General features: G+C 69.3%; 18 protein-coding genes. 4 read left to right on the forward strand and 14 right to left on the reverse strand.

Annotation, left to right across the window (positions count from 1 at the left end):
- Positions 1–124: 124 nt before the first annotated feature.
- From I7X12_RS05070 to I7X12_RS05100, 7 genes are all read right to left on the reverse strand, one after another.
- The gene (locus I7X12_RS05070; RefSeq protein WP_198062778.1) at positions 125–802 is read right to left on the reverse strand and encodes a LiaF transmembrane domain-containing protein; all 678 of its coding nucleotides are present in this window, start codon (positions 800–802) and stop codon (positions 125–127) included.
- A gap of 107 nt (positions 803–909) precedes the next feature.
- The gene (locus tag I7X12_RS05075) at positions 910–1,212 is read right to left on the reverse strand and encodes a hypothetical protein (protein WP_198062779.1); all 303 of its coding nucleotides are present in this window, start codon (positions 1,210–1,212) and stop codon (positions 910–912) included.
- Positions 1,213–1,393: 181 nt separating this feature from the next.
- A complete protein-coding gene (locus tag I7X12_RS05080) occupies positions 1,394–1,681 on the reverse strand; it encodes an ArsR/SmtB family transcription factor (protein WP_198062780.1) in 288 nt (95 codons plus the stop codon).
- A gap of 99 nt (positions 1,682–1,780) precedes the next feature.
- Positions 1,781–2,350: a YqaA family protein gene (locus tag I7X12_RS05085; protein ID WP_198062781.1), complete on the reverse strand. Its 570-nt coding sequence runs from the start codon at positions 2,348–2,350 to the stop codon at positions 1,781–1,783.
- Positions 2,351–2,420: 70 nt separating this feature from the next.
- A complete protein-coding gene (gene mfnA, locus I7X12_RS05090) occupies positions 2,421–3,470 on the reverse strand; it encodes a tyrosine decarboxylase MfnA (RefSeq protein WP_198062782.1) in 1,050 nt (349 codons plus the stop codon).
- 53 nt (positions 3,471–3,523) lie between these two features.
- Positions 3,524–4,264: a DICT sensory domain-containing protein gene (locus I7X12_RS05095; RefSeq protein ID WP_198062783.1), complete on the reverse strand. Its 741-nt coding sequence runs from the start codon at positions 4,262–4,264 to the stop codon at positions 3,524–3,526.
- Positions 4,254–4,655: a DUF7344 domain-containing protein gene (locus I7X12_RS05100; RefSeq protein ID WP_198062784.1), complete on the reverse strand. Its 402-nt coding sequence runs from the start codon at positions 4,653–4,655 to the stop codon at positions 4,254–4,256. Before I7X12_RS05100 ends, I7X12_RS05095 begins: the two co-directional genes overlap by 11 nt.
- A gap of 231 nt (positions 4,656–4,886) precedes the next feature.
- Between I7X12_RS05100 and I7X12_RS05105 the strand changes: the two genes are divergently transcribed.
- The 3 genes from I7X12_RS05105 to I7X12_RS05115 all read left to right on the forward strand — a co-directional run bounded on the left by I7X12_RS05105 (position 4,887) and on the right by I7X12_RS05115 (position 6,738).
- On the forward strand, positions 4,887–5,171 hold the full coding sequence (locus I7X12_RS05105) for a hypothetical protein (protein ID WP_198062785.1): 285 nt from the start codon (positions 4,887–4,889) through the stop codon (positions 5,169–5,171).
- A 355-nt stretch (positions 5,172–5,526) separates the two neighbouring features.
- Positions 5,527–5,820, forward strand: coding sequence for a hypothetical protein (locus tag I7X12_RS05110; RefSeq protein WP_198062786.1), 294 nt, complete (start codon positions 5,527–5,529; stop codon positions 5,818–5,820).
- 99 nt (positions 5,821–5,919) lie between these two features.
- Positions 5,920–6,738, forward strand: coding sequence for a hypothetical protein (locus I7X12_RS05115; protein WP_198062787.1), 819 nt, complete (start codon positions 5,920–5,922; stop codon positions 6,736–6,738).
- A 38-nt stretch (positions 6,739–6,776) separates the two neighbouring features.
- On the opposite strand, the gene I7X12_RS05120 is transcribed toward I7X12_RS05115, so the two are convergent.
- Both I7X12_RS05120 and I7X12_RS05125 read right to left on the reverse strand, forming a co-directional pair.
- Entirely contained in the window at positions 6,777–6,923 is a 147-nt protein-coding gene (locus tag I7X12_RS05120; protein WP_198063951.1) for a hypothetical protein, read from the reverse strand.
- A 193-nt stretch (positions 6,924–7,116) separates the two neighbouring features.
- On the reverse strand, positions 7,117–7,764 hold the full coding sequence (locus I7X12_RS05125; protein ID WP_198062788.1) for a helix-turn-helix domain-containing protein: 648 nt from the start codon (positions 7,762–7,764) through the stop codon (positions 7,117–7,119).
- Positions 7,765–7,846: 82 nt separating this feature from the next.
- Between I7X12_RS05125 and I7X12_RS05130 the strand changes: the two genes are divergently transcribed.
- Positions 7,847–9,166 carry a cytochrome P450 gene (locus I7X12_RS05130; RefSeq protein ID WP_198062789.1) on the forward strand — a complete coding sequence of 440 codons (1,320 nt, stop codon included), beginning with the start codon at positions 7,847–7,849 and terminating at the stop codon, positions 9,164–9,166.
- A gap of 34 nt (positions 9,167–9,200) precedes the next feature.
- Here the strand turns inward: I7X12_RS05130 and ppsA are convergent, their stop codons facing one another.
- The 5 genes from ppsA to I7X12_RS05150 form a co-directional block, all read right to left on the reverse strand.
- Positions 9,201–11,519 (reverse strand): phosphoenolpyruvate synthase, encoded by a 2,319-nt coding sequence (ppsA, locus tag I7X12_RS05135; protein WP_198062790.1) that lies wholly within the window; start codon positions 11,517–11,519, stop codon positions 9,201–9,203.
- A gap of 239 nt (positions 11,520–11,758) precedes the next feature.
- On the reverse strand, positions 11,759–12,676 hold the full coding sequence (locus tag I7X12_RS05140) for a PhzF family phenazine biosynthesis protein (protein WP_198062791.1): 918 nt from the start codon (positions 12,674–12,676) through the stop codon (positions 11,759–11,761).
- Positions 12,677–13,136: 460 nt separating this feature from the next.
- On the reverse strand, positions 13,137–14,318 hold the full coding sequence (locus I7X12_RS05145; RefSeq protein WP_198062792.1) for a tubulin/FtsZ family protein: 1,182 nt from the start codon (positions 14,316–14,318) through the stop codon (positions 13,137–13,139).
- Between the two features lie 315 nt (positions 14,319–14,633).
- Entirely contained in the window at positions 14,634–14,759 is a 126-nt protein-coding gene (locus I7X12_RS20665) for a hypothetical protein (RefSeq protein ID WP_269750353.1), read from the reverse strand.
- Positions 14,760–14,843: 84 nt separating this feature from the next.
- Positions 14,844–15,137, reverse strand: a complete 294-nt coding sequence (locus I7X12_RS05150) for a hypothetical protein (RefSeq protein WP_198062793.1) — start codon at positions 15,135–15,137, stop codon at positions 14,844–14,846.
- Positions 15,138–15,146 lie beyond the last annotated feature (9 nt).

Genomic DNA, 15,146 nt, shown 5'->3' on the forward strand with positions numbered 1-15,146 from the left:
GCGTCGGTGCGATGGGTCCACCCGGCGCTAAAAGGAGGTTCGCATACGCATACGGCGGGTGGACGGGACTGCCATCTCACTCGTGTCTGTGGCGCCTCGTCGTATAAATGTTGCCGCCCACGGATCAGTCGTCGACCGAGACGCCGCCGAACAGCGCGAAGCCGGTGACGACGAGGTCGACCTCGTCGTGTTCCTCCGCGCGGCGGGGCCGTTCGTCCTCGGCGGCGCCGAACAGCGGGAAGACGTCGACGCGGACGTTCCACTCCCGGGGGACGATCAGGTCGACGCCGCCGAACAGCGCACTGGCGTTGATCGTCGCGGGTGGATGCTCGACGACGGCGTCACGCAGGTCGAGTTCGACGCCGCCGAACGCGGCGGTCAGATCGGCGCCGTGGAACGCCTGCGAGGTCGAGCGCTCGTCCCGGCCGCCGAAGACGGCCACCGAGGTGAGAAAGTCCGACTCGCGGGCGACGGCGCGGGCGCGGTACTGGCCGACGATCAGCGAGAGCCCGAACAGGACGAGCAGGACGGGCCACAGCGAGAAGACGGTCTCGGCGGCGAGGTAGTCCAGCGCGACCAGCTGCCAGCCGCCGGCGACGAGTACGACCATCAGGGGACCGACGAGGTTGCGGAAGCCGCTCGCGACGATAGCGAACAGGCCGACCAGCACGAACAGCGACGGCGCGTAGACGAGCAGTCGGCCGGTGTCGTAGACGCCGGTCGTGCGAGCGAGCAGGACGAGGCCCAGCAGCGCGACGACGACGCCGACGACGATCTGGGACGTGATACGTCTGTATTCCATACCATCGGTACGACGGGTGACACGATAAAGCCAACCGAGCGCGTGGCTATCACGCAGCCACGTGGTGGGATGGCGACGAGGAGGGAGCAAGCGGGCCGGGGTCGCGGTCACTCCCAGGTGACCTTCACGAGGAAGGCGAGCGCGAGCAGTTCGAGGACGTTGAGCGCCATCATGCCGCGCTGGGCGACCGGAGCGGCGCCGCTGACCCAGCCGTGGAAGGTGCCGTGGAAAAAGAGGAGGTAGACCGCGAGGAGGTTCTCCGCGAGGAGGAAGGCACCGAAGACGAGGAGACCGAGCGTGTGGCTGGCGCCGTAGGCGCGGTAGTTGCGTCCCCAGACCGCGGTCAGCCCGACGAGGAGCACGACGTTGGCGACCACGGCCAGGCGGGCGGCCTCGAACCACAGGCTCATTGCTGAGTCACCTCTTTGCGACGCGCCCGCATATAGGCTGTCCAAATTGTCTCCGGACTCCGCGGGCCGGCCGGTCGTCGGGTCGCTCGCGGTCCCGTGGCCGGCGGTCCGTCGGTCGATAGGCCGTTCGGCGAGTCGGCCGTCGGCGGGTCTCTCGGTCGGCTCTCTGTCGGTCGTTGAGTCATGAATCGTCCTCCAGAACGGTTCCCAGGACCTCCTCGACGGTGTCCCAGTTGGCGCGACACTGCTCGGTGGGCAGGTAGACGGCGCCGTAGTCGTCGCCGCTGGACTCGACGACGTTGTTGTCTTCGAGCACCTCCAAGTGGTGGCGGACGGTGGTGTAGTCCAGGTCCAGGTCCTCGGCGAGCTGGTTTGCGTTGCGCGGTCGCTCGTCTATCGCACGGAGGATGCGCGCCCGGTTCTCACCCCCACGGGTGCTGGCGAACACGTACCACAGCACCCCTTCCATTACCCCGAAGGTGACCCGGACCCCTTGTAAGCGCACCGGCGGCGGCGAACTGCGGCGACGGAGCCGGTCCGCGATACCCTCGTGCGGAGCCAGCGCGACTCAGAGGCTCGCGACGCCGCCGCGGACGACGACGATCCAGACGAGGAACCGACCGACGCTACCGACGAAGGTGGCGGCGGCGAACTTCAGGTAGTCGTCTTCGAGGACGGAGAAGGCGTACACGGAGAGGGTGTCGGGGAACGCGGGGACCGACAGCGCCAGCGCGAGGCCGGCGTAGCCGTACTTCTTGGAGAGCTGGACGACTTTCGTCTGGGACCACTCGATGACGTCGAACCGCGAGCGCCGCAGCGCCCGGATGACGGGCCCGGACTCCTTGGCCTCCTGGCCGATGTGGAACGCGAAGACGCTGCCGCCGGCCTTCCCGATGCTGGCGACGAGGACGACGAGCGCCAGGTTCGCCCACAGCGGCAGGCCGAGCCGGAGCTGATCGGCCAGCGGCAGGACGATCTCGGAAGGCAACGGGAGGATGAAGGTGATCAGAAAGGAGTAGACGAGGACGATGAGCAGGCCCGGGGGGCCGGTCGCGGTGCAGACGGCCTCGACGAGCGTCCCGGAGGGGTCGCTACAGGTACTGCCCAACAGGAGCGCGGGGACCTCGACGGGGAACACGACCGGCGGTAACGCGCGGGGTATCGTAAACTTTCATATTTGCCCTACGTAGGTCGGCGTCCGTCGAGGCTCAGTACCAGTCAAGGTCCGCGACGAACGAGCGCAGCATCGAGCGAGTGACGTGGGGCATGCAGACGACGCGCATCTCGTCGGCGCCGGTCTTCGAGACGCGCCAGCCCCGCGAGCGCAGTTCCTCCGTCATCGGCACCGACAGGTCGGCGGCCACCAGCGGCAGGTCCGGCTCGACCACGTCGTGACCGCGCGCGGCGAGCTGGTCGGCCAGCCACTCGGCGTTGTCCATCGACCGGTCGTACTGCTCGCGGTACCCCTCCGGCCACAGCGCTTCCATCGCCGCGACGGCGCTGGCGACGCCCGCGCCGCTGCGAGTGCCCGTCAGCGTCACCTGCGACGTCGACTCAAGGTAGGGGGTCCGGATGGCGAGTTCGTCCAGCAGCGACCGGTCTCGGACCAGCAGCCCACCGGCCGGGATGGCGGCCTGGCCCATCTTGTGCGGGTCGATCGTCAGCGTGTCTACGTCGGCGTTCTGGAAGTTCCACGCGTGGTCGGTGAAGGGGAGGACGAACCCGCCCCAGGCGGCGTCGACGTGACAGAGCGCGTCGACCGAGTGGGCGAGGTCGGCGATCTCCGGAATCGGGTCGACGTAGCCGTATTCGGTCGAACCGCCGACGCCGACGACGCAGACGGTGTCCTCGTCGACGAGTTCGGCCATCGCCTCGGGGTCGGCCCGGTGGTCGGTCGTCGGCGCGGTGCGGTACTCCACGCCGAGCACGTCCGCGGCCTTGGTAAAGGAGAAGTGCGCGCTCGCGGGGGCGACGACGTTGGGGTCGTCGGTGTCGGCGCGGTTGCGCGCGATCCGGACGGCCTGGATGTTGGCCTCCGTGCCGCCGCTAGCGACGTACCCCTCGGGGTCCGGGTGGCCGGTCACCTCGCCCAGCAGGTCGACGGCGCGTTCTTCGAGGATAGCGACGCTCTGGTAAGTGCCGGGGTCGCCGGGGTTCGTCGCGAGGAATCGTTCGGCCGCCTCCCGAGCCGCGGGGTGGGGTTCGGTACACATCGACGACAGGACGCGCTCGAAATCCTGCGGCTCGGCCAGCTGCATACCCCATCGCAGGGGAGCGACTCGTTTAGCTCCTGCGGTGTCGGAACCGTCGTTCAGGGACCCGAGGCGGCCACGTCGTCGAGGTACGCCGTCAGGTCGTCCACCACCGTCGGGTCGTAGGTCACGACGCCGGTGAACACCCCGGCCGCGCTCTCCTCGGCGATCATCGCGCACTTGTCGTCGTCTTCCCCGGCGCCGTCGAATGCGACGACCCAGAAGTCGCTGATCTCCCCGGCCTCGTCGCGGTGGATGTCGACGCCGTCGATCGGCGGTGGCTCCCAGTCGGGGTCGCCGTAGACCGCGACGGAGAGGTCCGTCCGCCCCGCGAGCCGCGCGTACGTCGAGACCTGCTCCTCGAACGCCGACAGCGACTGGAAGGTCACGTAGAGGGCGCCCCGACCAGCTCGCCAGGCGCGGTCCTCGATCTCGCGAGCAGTCGCCACCATCCGGCCCCTGTCGTCCATCTCGAAGGACGCCCCCGAGAGCAGCGCGACCAGGTCGCGGTACGCGGACGCCGCGGCGGTCGCGTCCCAGGGTGGCGCTCCGGAGCGGTCCCGCAGGTCGTCGAACCCCGCCGCCGAGATGGCGCCGAGGTACTCGTCGCCCCGTCTGACCACGAGATACCCCGACGATTTCGGGACGGGCAGCGGCTCGTGACGCAGTTCGACGTCGAACCGGTCGAGGACCCCGGTCAGGTCGTCGTACGGTTCCGGGCCGAAAGTCGTGACCGTCTTCGGCGGGCCGAGCGCGCGGTCGCGCAACGCCCGCAGCGGCGGCTCGCCGTCAGCCGCCATCGTCCGCTCCCGCGTCGTCGGCCGCAGCGAGCAGTCTCCCGAGGTCGACGGGCGCCTCGCTCGTATCGGCGGCCAGCGCCGCGTCGAGCACCGTCTCCCCTACCCGCGAGAGCCCTTCGCACGTAACCCGGCCCCCGTCCGGGTCGTAGTCGACCAGTCCGGCCGCGTCCAGTGCCGGCAGGTGAACGTGGTGGAGCCCTGCCCGCACGTCGTCACGGGCGACCGTCCGGTCGGGCCCCGGCCCGGCTTCGACCCACCCCGTCACCAGATCCGCGAGCGTCTCGAGCGACGCCGACTCGTGCTCTCGGAGGTAGTACAGGACGACCCGTCGCTCCGGATCGGCCAGCGTCCCGAACACGCGAGATTGGTCTCCTCCGTCGCCAAACATCATGATTAAACGTACCTCTCTGGAATCAAGAATCTGTCGGGAACGTCGATTTCAGCCCGAATCGCGGACTCACGCGGCGGTTCTGACGCTCACTGGTCGGTGATCCGACCGCGACGTCGGGATCGAGCGACCGGTGGCTCCACCGGCGACGACCGGCACGGATGCCGGGTGCCATCCCATCGGGCGCCACGTCGAGCGAGCAGTCCCTGGACGGACAGGCGGCGATCGTGACCCGTGACCGGCGGGAGTCCCGGGACCGGCGAGGCGACCGCCCTCGCGCTGGCCGAGGGCGGCGCCGACGTGGGCGAGGACGACGTGGCCGTCACCACCATCGACCCCGCCGAGGTCCGCAGCGAGTTCGCCAGCGAGAGCGGCGAGTCCTTCGAGGAGCGCTTCGAGAAGGGTGAAGCCTCGGAGCCGACCGAGATCGCCGACGCCGTCCGCTTCGCCGCCGAGCAGGACCCCTCGATGGTGTCGGAGATGGACCTGTACCGGCGGGACAAGCTCACCTTCTTCTGAGACGGACTGGTGCGAGCGGTTACCGGGTCGACCGCACGTAGTCCTGCGGTCGAGCCCGGAGTGTCTCACAGCGATCCGTTCGAGTCAAACCCGACCGCACGCGCATCCCTCTCGATCCTCGACACCACGACGGTCCCACGGGGTCTCACCGTGGTCGCCGTGGACGGTGACGACCCGGTCGCGCCGCGCGGGCCCCGCGGCCCCGGGACCGCAGCGTGTTCCGATGGCCGATCCTCGCCCACGATGGAATACATCAACCTTTATAATATTCAGTAATGTATTTACAAAAGTACGTCAATAAATAGATAACAAGAACGGGTCGCAGTCGGGTGGACCGGAGTGGGACAGTCATTCGATGAAACGGCGGCGTGTGCTTTCGGTGCTCGGGGCGAGCGCCCTCGGCTGCTACGGAGTCGGCTCGGCAGCGGCCGACGATGCGGGACGGGCGGACAGGGAAGTCACCGAATACGACGGCGACGGGAGCATCGAGAGTCCGGAGGAGTTGGGCGAGGCGGTCGCGACCGACGCCCTCTGGGGCGCGAGGACCGATGTGTCGTTCACGGGCGCGTACAGTCACGCCGAGGTGTTCTCCGACGAGGAGTCCCTGCAGGGGTTCCCGACGGACTCTTCCGCGGCCGTGGGTCCGTGACCGTCTTCGGCCCCGGAAACGGAAACGGAAAGTAGGCGTTTGGAGAACGCGCGCGGTTCGCAGCTCGGGACCCGTCACATCGAACGAAGGCAACTCAGCATGAGTCGACTATCACGGTTGGCCGGGACCGCACTCGTGGTCGCCCTCGCCGTCCTGTTCGTGGCGGTGGGACCAGTGGCGAGTGTCGAACGTGCAGCGACGGGGGCCGGGCCGACGGCCGGACGGGCGGTCGTGGACGGGGGCGTCCAGTCGGGGGTGCCGTCGACGAACGTCACGCGGCGACTGACCGTCGACGTGGACGAGGGGTCGGACACGGCGACGCTGTCGGTACTGGTCGCGTACCCGGCCCGGTCGTCGGCGGAAGCGGACGCGGCGGGCAACGACAGCCAGGATCCGCAGTGGTTCGACGGCGAACGGCGGATTCGCGAGATCTTCAATCGAACTGCCGACGACGACGGCCAACTCACGTCAGTCTCGCGGTCGGTTCGCCACGAGCCCGAGTCGTGGGTCGGGGCCGGCGACCCGACGCCGACCCACGGCTGGGTGCTCCTCCGGTACGAGGCGGCGTGGGAGGGGTACGTCCGGCCGGGCGAGGACCTCGTGGTCGGCTCGACGTACTCCCGGACGCTCGCGAACAGCACCGCGGGCGACCGGTGGGACCTCCGCCTCGTGCTCCCCGGTGAGTGGGAGCCCTCGGTCGTCGGCGGCGATCCGGTCGTCGAGCCGGCCGGACAGACCGAACGGCGGTACCAGTGGACGGTTTCGGGCAACGCGACGGGTCGATTACTGGTCGTCGAGTCCCCCGTCCCCACGGCGACGACCGCCGCCGACGGCGCGCTGGGGCCGGCCGGCGGAGTCGTCGTCACGACGGTTTCGGTGGGGGTCGCGCTCGCCCGCCGCCGGTCGCGGCGGGGCTGACGCGGGGGTTCGGAAGAACGGTGGGACGACGCCTGGTTTCAGCGCACGTCGTCGAGCAGCAGCTTCTGCTCGACGCGCTTGACCCCGTGTTGCACGTCGCGGACGGCGTCGACGTTCGCGGAGATGGAGGTGACGCCCTCGTCGACGAGGGGGTCGACCGTCTCAAAGAAGTCTCTGACGAGCATCAGCGACGTCGGGCCGGTGGAACGAAGGCCTGGCCGACGCGCCGGGCGCCCCGAGAGCAGGACCGCGCTCTCCGCGGGAACTCCCGTGTCTGTCGGTCACGACCAGGGACGCTCCCGGGGACGTATCGCACCCTCGCGCCGCCGCTCGCGCCGTCGAGTCCACGGCCGGCCCACCGCGCCGTCGATACCGATGCTATCGGACGTATTTTTCGAAGACGGTCGCCTCGACGCGTCGGAGGTGTTTACCGACGGTCGCGCCCTCGACGTCCAGCGTGTCGGCGATGTCTTCGTGGGTGGCCTGCCGGGGCGTCTCGTAGTATCCAAGGTCCAGCGCCGTCTCCAGCACCTCGCGCTGGCGGTCGGTCAGGTCCGCGAACACGCCCGCGGCGTCGGGCCGGTACGGGCCGGTCGAGAGGAGTTCCACGTCGATCTCCTCGGGCAGGTCGAGCGCTCCGCCGGCGAGGTCCGCCTCCTGGCCGACGATAGTGACACGCTGGCCCCCGTCTCCCGTGTACTCGATGGGCATCTCGACGACGAAGGACTCGCTTTCGGTGTGGGACAGCAGTTGCGTAGTCAGCGACGTGGCCTCGACACGACTGTAGCAGTAGCCGGTCTCCACCCCGGAGACGGCGAACTCGCGGACGGTCGGTTCGGCGGCCATGATCTCGCGGTACCGGTCCAGGTCACCCTCTATCTCCGCGAGCATCACCAGCGAACCGTCGGGCATGGACTTGACGACGTGAATGGCGCGCCGATGGACGGTCTCGTCCTCGGCCAGTGCCGCCTCGACGGGGTGGAGCGCCGCCGGATCGGGATACAGCAAGATCCTGAGGTACCGCATCGACCGGAGATCCGTCGGCCGTAATAAAACCGGTTGGGATACGTCGGAATAGGGCTTTGGTTCTTGCTGGTCACCCCACCGTATGAGCGAGACGGCAGGCGGGCCCCCGACGCCCGACGGGGTACCAGTGCTGGGAAACGGGTGGGCGTTCGCACGCGATCCGGTGGGGGCGCTGTCCTCCTGGGGGAACCTCGGCGACATCGTCCGCATCGAGATGCCCGGCCGGGAGATGTACGTGGTCTACGCCCCGTCGGCGATCGCTCGGGTCCTCCGAGACGACCACGACCGGTTCACCATCGGCCCTGCACAGCGGGAACTGTTCAGCGGCGTCGAGGACCACGCCGTGACGACCACCGCGGGTGAGCGCTGGGAGCGGCTCCGTCGGGAGCTGGCCCCCGCGTTCTCTCGCGAGCGCGTGCGGACATACGGGGACCGAATGGTCGCGGCGACCGAACGGTACGCCGAGACGTGGGACGTGGGCGAGCGGCTCGATCTCACGACCGAGATGCGCCGGCTGGCGGTGACGATTCTCGGGGATGCACTGCTTGCCACCGACCTCCGGGGCCAGACGGACAGGGCGATGGCCGCGGCCGACGCGCTCGTCGCCCGCGCGAACTTTCGTCGGCCGGGACTCGCGTTGCCAGGGTGGGTGCCGACGCCGACCGACTGGCGGTTCGACCGGGCGGTCGGCGCGCTCGACGACCAGGTCGAGGCGCTGCTCGCCGACCGACGAGGGAGCGACGCGAACGACGCCTGTGCCGTGTTGCTGGCCGCTCACGAACGGGGCGCCCTCTCGATGGCGGAAGTGCGACACAACGTCGTCGCCTTCCTGCTGGCCGGACACGAGTCACCGGCGGCGGCCCTCTCGCTCGCGCTGTGGCTCCTCGACGAACATCCCGAGGCCGCGACCGCCGTCCGAGACGAGTACGACGCCGTGGCCGACGGCGACGGTCTCGACGGGGCTGATTTCGCCGCACTCCCGGAGACGCGAGCCGTCGTCCGCGAGACGCTCCGTCTCTACCCACCGACGACCGGGGTCAACAGACAGGCCGGGGAACCGGTGACGCTGGCGGGGTACGACCTGCCCGCCGGGTCGCAGATCCTCATGCCACAGCGCCCCGTCCACCGCGACGAGCGGTTCTGGGACGACCCAGGCAGCTTCGACCCTGGCCGATGGTCGCGGGACGTGGAGCGTCCGGATTTCGCGTACTTCCCGTTCAGCGGCGGTCCACGGCGGTGCATCGGAGATGAGTTCGCCCGGCGAGAGCTCGTGCTCGCACTGGCGACTCTCGTCGGTCGCGTCGAGATGGAGGTACACATGGACGGCCCGCTGGCGTTCACGCCGTCGATACAGCTTCGCCCGACCACCGATATCCACGCGACGGTTCGGCCCCGCCCGTGAGTCGATCGGTCGGCCTCGCGCGTCGGGCGACGGGTCAGTCCCGCACCGAATCCAACAGCAGCTTCTGCTCGACGCGTTTGACCTCGTGTTGCACGTCGCGGACGGCGTCGATGTTGGCGGAGATGGAGGTGACCCCCTCGTTGACGAGGTGGTCGACCATCTCGGGTTTCGAGGCGGCCTGGCCGCAGATGCTCGTGGCCACGTCGTGTTCGCGGCAGGTCTCGATGGTCTCGCTGATGAGCTTCAGCACCGATGGGTGGAGCTCGTCGAAGATATCGGCCACGCGGCCGTTGTTGCGGTCGACGGCGAGGGTGTACTGGGTGAGGTCGTTCGTGCCAAAGGAGACGAAGTCGATGCCCGCGTCGGCCATCGACTCGACGCCCAGCGCGGCGGCGGGCGTCTCGATCATCACGCCCCAGTCGCGTTTGTCGGGGTCGATGCCCGCCTCTTCCATGAGTCGGCGGGCCCGGAGCACGTCCTCGGCGTCGTTGACGAGCGGGAACATGATCTCGACGTTGTCGTAGCCCAGCTCGAACAGCCGGCGGAAGGCGGCCAGTTCGTGGGCGAACAGGTCGGGGCGGTCGAGGCTGCGGCGGATGCCCCGATAGCCGAGCATCGGGTTGTGTTCGGCGGGCTCGTCGGCGCCGCCCTCGAGCTGGCGGAACTCGTCGGTGGGCGCGTCGAGCGTGCGCACGCGAACGGGCCGGGGGTAGAACTCCTCGGCGACGCCCCGCACCCCGTCGACGATCTCGGAGACGTACTCGTCGGCGCTGTGGTCTTCGATGTAGCGCTCGGGCGTCTTGTTCGTCGAGAGGATCATGTGCTCCATCCGCAGGAGGCCGACGCCGTCGGCGCCGGTCGCCGCGGCGCGTTCGGCCGCGTCGGGGATGGAGACGTTGACCTTGACCTCCGTCGCGGTCATCGGCTTGACGGGCGCCTGCGGGCGGACCTCCTCGACGGGCTCGCGCTCGTCGCCGCCGGTGGCGTCGCCCTGTTCGACGGTGCCCTTGTCGCCGTCGATGGTGACGACCTGGCCGTCGTGGAGCGTCTCGGAGCCCTGTTCGGTGCCGACGATGGCGGGGACGCCGAGTTCGCGGGAGACGATGGCGGCGTGACTGGTCATGCCGCCCTCGTCGGTGACGATGCCGGCCGCGCGCTTCATCGCCGGGACCATGTCCGGGGTGGTCATCTCGGCGACGATGATGTCGCCCTCCTCGACCTTGTCGAGGTGGTCGAGCTTCCGGACGATCCGTGCCGGGCCGGAGACGCGACCGGGGCTGGCGCCGATGCCGGAGAAGACGACGTTACCGTCGCCGCTCGACCCGCCCGACTCGGCGCTCGCACCGCCGTCGGCGACGCCCGCCACGTCGCCGACGCCGTTGGAAGCGCCCTCGACCTCGCCGGCGTCCTCGTCGATGGTCGTGATGGGGCGCGATTGCAGGACGTACAGCTCGCCGTCGGCGATGGCCCATTCGACGTCCTGAGGGTCGCCGTAGTACGATTCGATCTCGTCGCCGAGGCCGACCAGGCGGTCCAGTTCCGCCTCCGAGAGGACCTGCTCGTCGCGCTTGTCGTCGGGGACCGGGCGCTCGATGGTCTCGCCGGTCTCCTCGTCGCGGACGTGCATGACCTTCTTCGTGGCGACGGTCGCGTCGCGCAGCTGGCCAGTCCCGCGGTCGAGGACGTACTTGTCGGGGGAGACGGCGCCCGAGACGACCGCTTCGCCCAGGCCCCAGGCGGACTCGACGATCGCCTGCGGGGCGCCCGTGGTGGGGTGGCTCGTGAACATGACGCCGCTCTTGTCGGCGTCGACCATCAGCTGGACGACGACGGCGATGTTGACCACGTCGTGAGAGAAGCCCTGTTCCTGTCGGTAGTAGATAGCGCGCTGCGTAAAGAGGGAGGCCCAGCAGTCCCGTACCTTGTCGAGCAGGCCCGAGCGGGTGACGTTGAGGAACGTCTCCTGTTGGCCGGCGAACGAGGCGTCCGGGAGGTCCTCCGCCGTCGCCGACGAGCGGACCGCCACGGAGGCGTCGCCGTCCTCGACGGAGTCGTAGGCTTCGAGGATCTCCGCGCGGATGTCGTCGGGCATCTCCGTCTCCTGGATGAGCTCCTGGGCGCGTTCGGCGGCCCGCGCGAGCGCCTGGGAGTCGTCGACGGAGACGTCGACGGCCTCGAACAGCTCCTCGTCGATACCGGTCTCCTCGATGAACGACCGGTACGTCTCGGCCGTCACGACGAACCCGGGGGGCACCGGCAGACCCGCCGATGTCAGCTCCCCCAGGGATGCGCCTTTGCCTCCGACCGAGTCGAAGTCCTCGGCCGTAACGTCGTCCAGCCAGAGTAATGCCATGACCGTATCCACAGTGTCGCCGAGGACGCTCAAGAAGTTTCCGGCCCCGTCGCCGATAAAAACCTTGCGCTAGAGGCGGTAACAGCGCCGGTATCCGGAATATTGTTTCGATTCCGAGTACCCGAGACGCGGTCTCACGGGTTGCCGTCACACGCCGTCGGTCGCCCGGCCGTCGGTCGCCCGGCCGTCGGTCGCTCCGCCGTCGGTCGCTCCGCCGTCGATCGGTCCGATGGACCGGGTCAGGCCTCGATGATGTCGTCCTCGTCGGACTCGGGGATCGTCAGATCGCCGTCGAGCGTCGTGACCGCCCGCCCGCCGACGCGGGGCGCCGTCGCGCCCTCCTCGCCCTCACGGGTATCGACCAGTACCCGTCCCGGGCGGTCGAGGAAGTGGCCCTGTTCGAACACCAGCGGGTCCTCGGTGTCCAGCGCGGCCTGATAGCGCAGATAGGCGCCCACCGCGCCGCTGGCGGTTCCCGTGACCGGGTCCTCGGGGATGCCCGCCAGCGGTGCGAACGACCGCCCGTGCAGGGTCGCCTCGCCTTCGAGCGTGTCGAACGTAAAGGCGTAGAGTCCTTCGGTGTCCGTCTCCTCGCAGAGCGTCTCGACGGCGTCCAGGTCGGGCTCGACCGCCGAGAGCTGTTCGAAGTAGCCCACCGGGACGACGAGGAAGGGCAGGCCGGTCGAGGCGCGGGCGATCGGCAGGTCCTCGCCGACTTCCGACAGCGCAGGGGTGTCGAGGCCGAGCGCGTCGGCGACCTCGTCGAGCGATACGTCGACCTCGCGGATCTCCGGCGGCGACTGCGTGAGCCAGACGGTACCGTCGGCCTCGACTTCGACGTCGAGGGTGCCGACTTCGGTCTCGACGGTGTGGGTGCCGTCGGCGACCTCGTCGCGGTCGGACAGCGACGCGACCGCTGCGACCGTGGCGTGTCCACAGAGGTCGACCTCGCGCTCGGGCGTGAAGTAGCGCAGCCGGTAGTCGGCCTCGTCGCTCGACCCGACGAACGCCGTCTCGCTCGCGCCGAGTTCCGACGCGATGGCGGCCATCTGGTCGTCGGCGAGGTCGGCCGCCTCGGGGACGACCCCCGCCGGGTTGCCGGCCATCGGTTCCGTCGTGAACGCGTCGACGAGCTGGACGCGGCGCGTGTCGGTCATGTGTATCCCGTTGCCTACCTGCACAATAAGATGCCGGGTGAACGGAGCGCGACTGTGCCGACGGCACTGCGACCGCGACCGTACCGTGTGACTGGTGGTGGCGCAAACAGCGTGAAAGCCCCCGCTGGCTCCGGTCGAGGGGCTCGCTGCGCTCCTCGGGCTCCGCCCTGTGGTGCTTGCGTCTCCCGTCTTCCCGGAGCCAGCGGCCCCTTTCATTCCCACCCGCACAGACGGGTCACCAGCCGACATGGGTGGGAATGAAAGGGGCGGCCGTCTGCACGAACCCCGGCGATGTAAGCACCGCAGGGAGTGCAACGACCGAGGAGCACAGCGAGCCGCGGGAGTGCAGACGGCCGGGGCTTTCACGCTGTTCGCAGTCTATGAGTCACGTCCGCGGTCGGCGGTCGCGGTCTCGGATTCACCCGCAGCCCCGGCGATACGAATCCTCACCCAAACCCAATCAGATCGGGTCGAGTTCGCCGGAATCGTCGGTGATGAGGTCGCTGATCTCGTCCTCGCGGGTGTCGGCCTGTTGCTGGATGTTGGACTTGGCGTCGACGGCCTGGTCCTGGAGGGCGTCGATGCGGTCGACCCGTGTGACGTTCGAGAGCAGCACCGCCACGGAGAGCGTGTCCGCGCGCTCGCGGGGGTCGTCGCCGGCCAGGACTTCGACGCTGTCGGTCTCGCGTTCGAGCCACTCGCGAGCGCGACGCATGCCCTTCTGGGAGAACTCCGAGGGCGGCCCGGAGACGACGATCAGCGAGCGCTCGGCCGAATCGATCTCGGCGGGGATCGTCAAGCGGGACTTGACCGCCTTCCGGACGAGGCCGTGGACCTTCATCGTGAGGTCGCTCTCGTCGTGGCCCTCGTCGTGGCCGTTGGTGAACCGGCTGATGAGCCCCTTCTCCTCCCGGGTGCCCGATTCGAGGCTGGAAGAGGCGAAGGCGATAGAGCTGACGCCGCCGGTGGCCAGCGTGCGTTTGACGTCCGAGGAGTCCATCGCGGCCTCGGAGATCTGCGAGCCGTCGAGTTCCCCCGCTGCGAGCAGGGTGACGACGCGGCGGGCGATCTCCTCGTTGGTGCGGTCGTAGCCCATCTCGACGGAGTCGCCGTGCTGGCGCCAGGTGTCGTTGTCGAACAGGATGAGGTTCTCGGTGGCCTCGGTGAACGACGTGAGCGAGCGGGCGGCGTTGAACGCGGGCCGGCCACCCTCGTCGGCGCTGGGGAGGACGCCCAGGCCGTACACCGGCTCGGCGTAGCGGTCGCTCAGGGTCTCGGCGAGGACGGGCGCGCCGCCGGAGCCGGTCCCGCCGCCGAGGCCGGCGACGACGAGGAAGCCGTCGATGTCGTGGATCGGGACGCCGTCCATGGCGCGCTCGATCTCGTGGTGGTCCTGCCGGGCGATGATCGCACCGACTTCCGGGTCGGCGCCCGCGCCGCGACCCTTGACGCGCTGGTCGGTCTGGCCGATGAGGATACGGTTGTCGCGGGGCACGTAGTCGAGCTTCGCGAGGTCGATCTCCGCGGAGTTGACCGCGAGCGCGAAGCGACACAGCGACCGCCCTGTGTCGGACTCGAACGCGAGCAGTTTGTCCACGACCTTCCCCCCGGCGTTACCGAAGCCGATCACGGCGAGATTCATGTACGCCCGTCCGGCGTCGGTTTCGTTAACTATGAGCCGCTTTCTCGCGCCGCCGCGACCGCAACGTCGGCTTACTCCCGTCGACGGACCGCCGGAGGGGAGGCGGATCCGACGGTACGAACAGGGAACCCGCAACCGACGGGCGACCACATGACTGAACCCGACGACAGGCCGTCGCCGACCGGACCGGACACCTCGTCACGACACTCGTCGGCCACCCACGCAGACGTTTCAGCGCGCCCGTCCCAGCTCGGACCGTCGCTCGCTCTCACCGACCGGTACGCGCACCCCAGCGACAGCGCGCCGACTCGGCGCTCAGCGACGACGCCCGCGTCGCCCGCGTCCGTCGTCCCGGACGTACCGGAGCGCACCGTAGAGCGCCTCGACGTCGACCCTCCCGTCGGTCTCCCTCAGTCGCTCCCGGAACTTGGTCGGAGTCATGATCAATGTTAACGTAGTCCGTAGCCAGTCATAAGCGTTCCGTCGACGGGGGCGCACAGCCGTCGGACGATCACTCACGACAGGTCAGGCGCCTCGACGGCGGATCACCACCGCCGCGAGGAGACAGAGGCAGCCGAGGGCCAGCGGAACGAGGGAATTGGTCCGCCAGTTACAGCCGTCGTACCACGACAGCGCCAGCGACGGGAGCTCGACGCCGAGGAGTCTGACTCCCCGAGGGTCGACGCCGACCGCCTCGTAGACGGCGCCGTCGACCCCCGGGCAGGCCCGCTGGGTCGAACCGCCGACTCTCGCCGTCAGCGCACAGAGGGCGACACCGACGACCGCGAGCGCGTACTCGGTACGGTCGGAGACGTTCACGCCCACGTA

This window comes from Halosimplex litoreum, assembly GCF_016065055.1.
Classification (GTDB): Archaea; Halobacteriota; Halobacteria; order Halobacteriales; family Haloarculaceae; genus Halosimplex; species Halosimplex litoreum.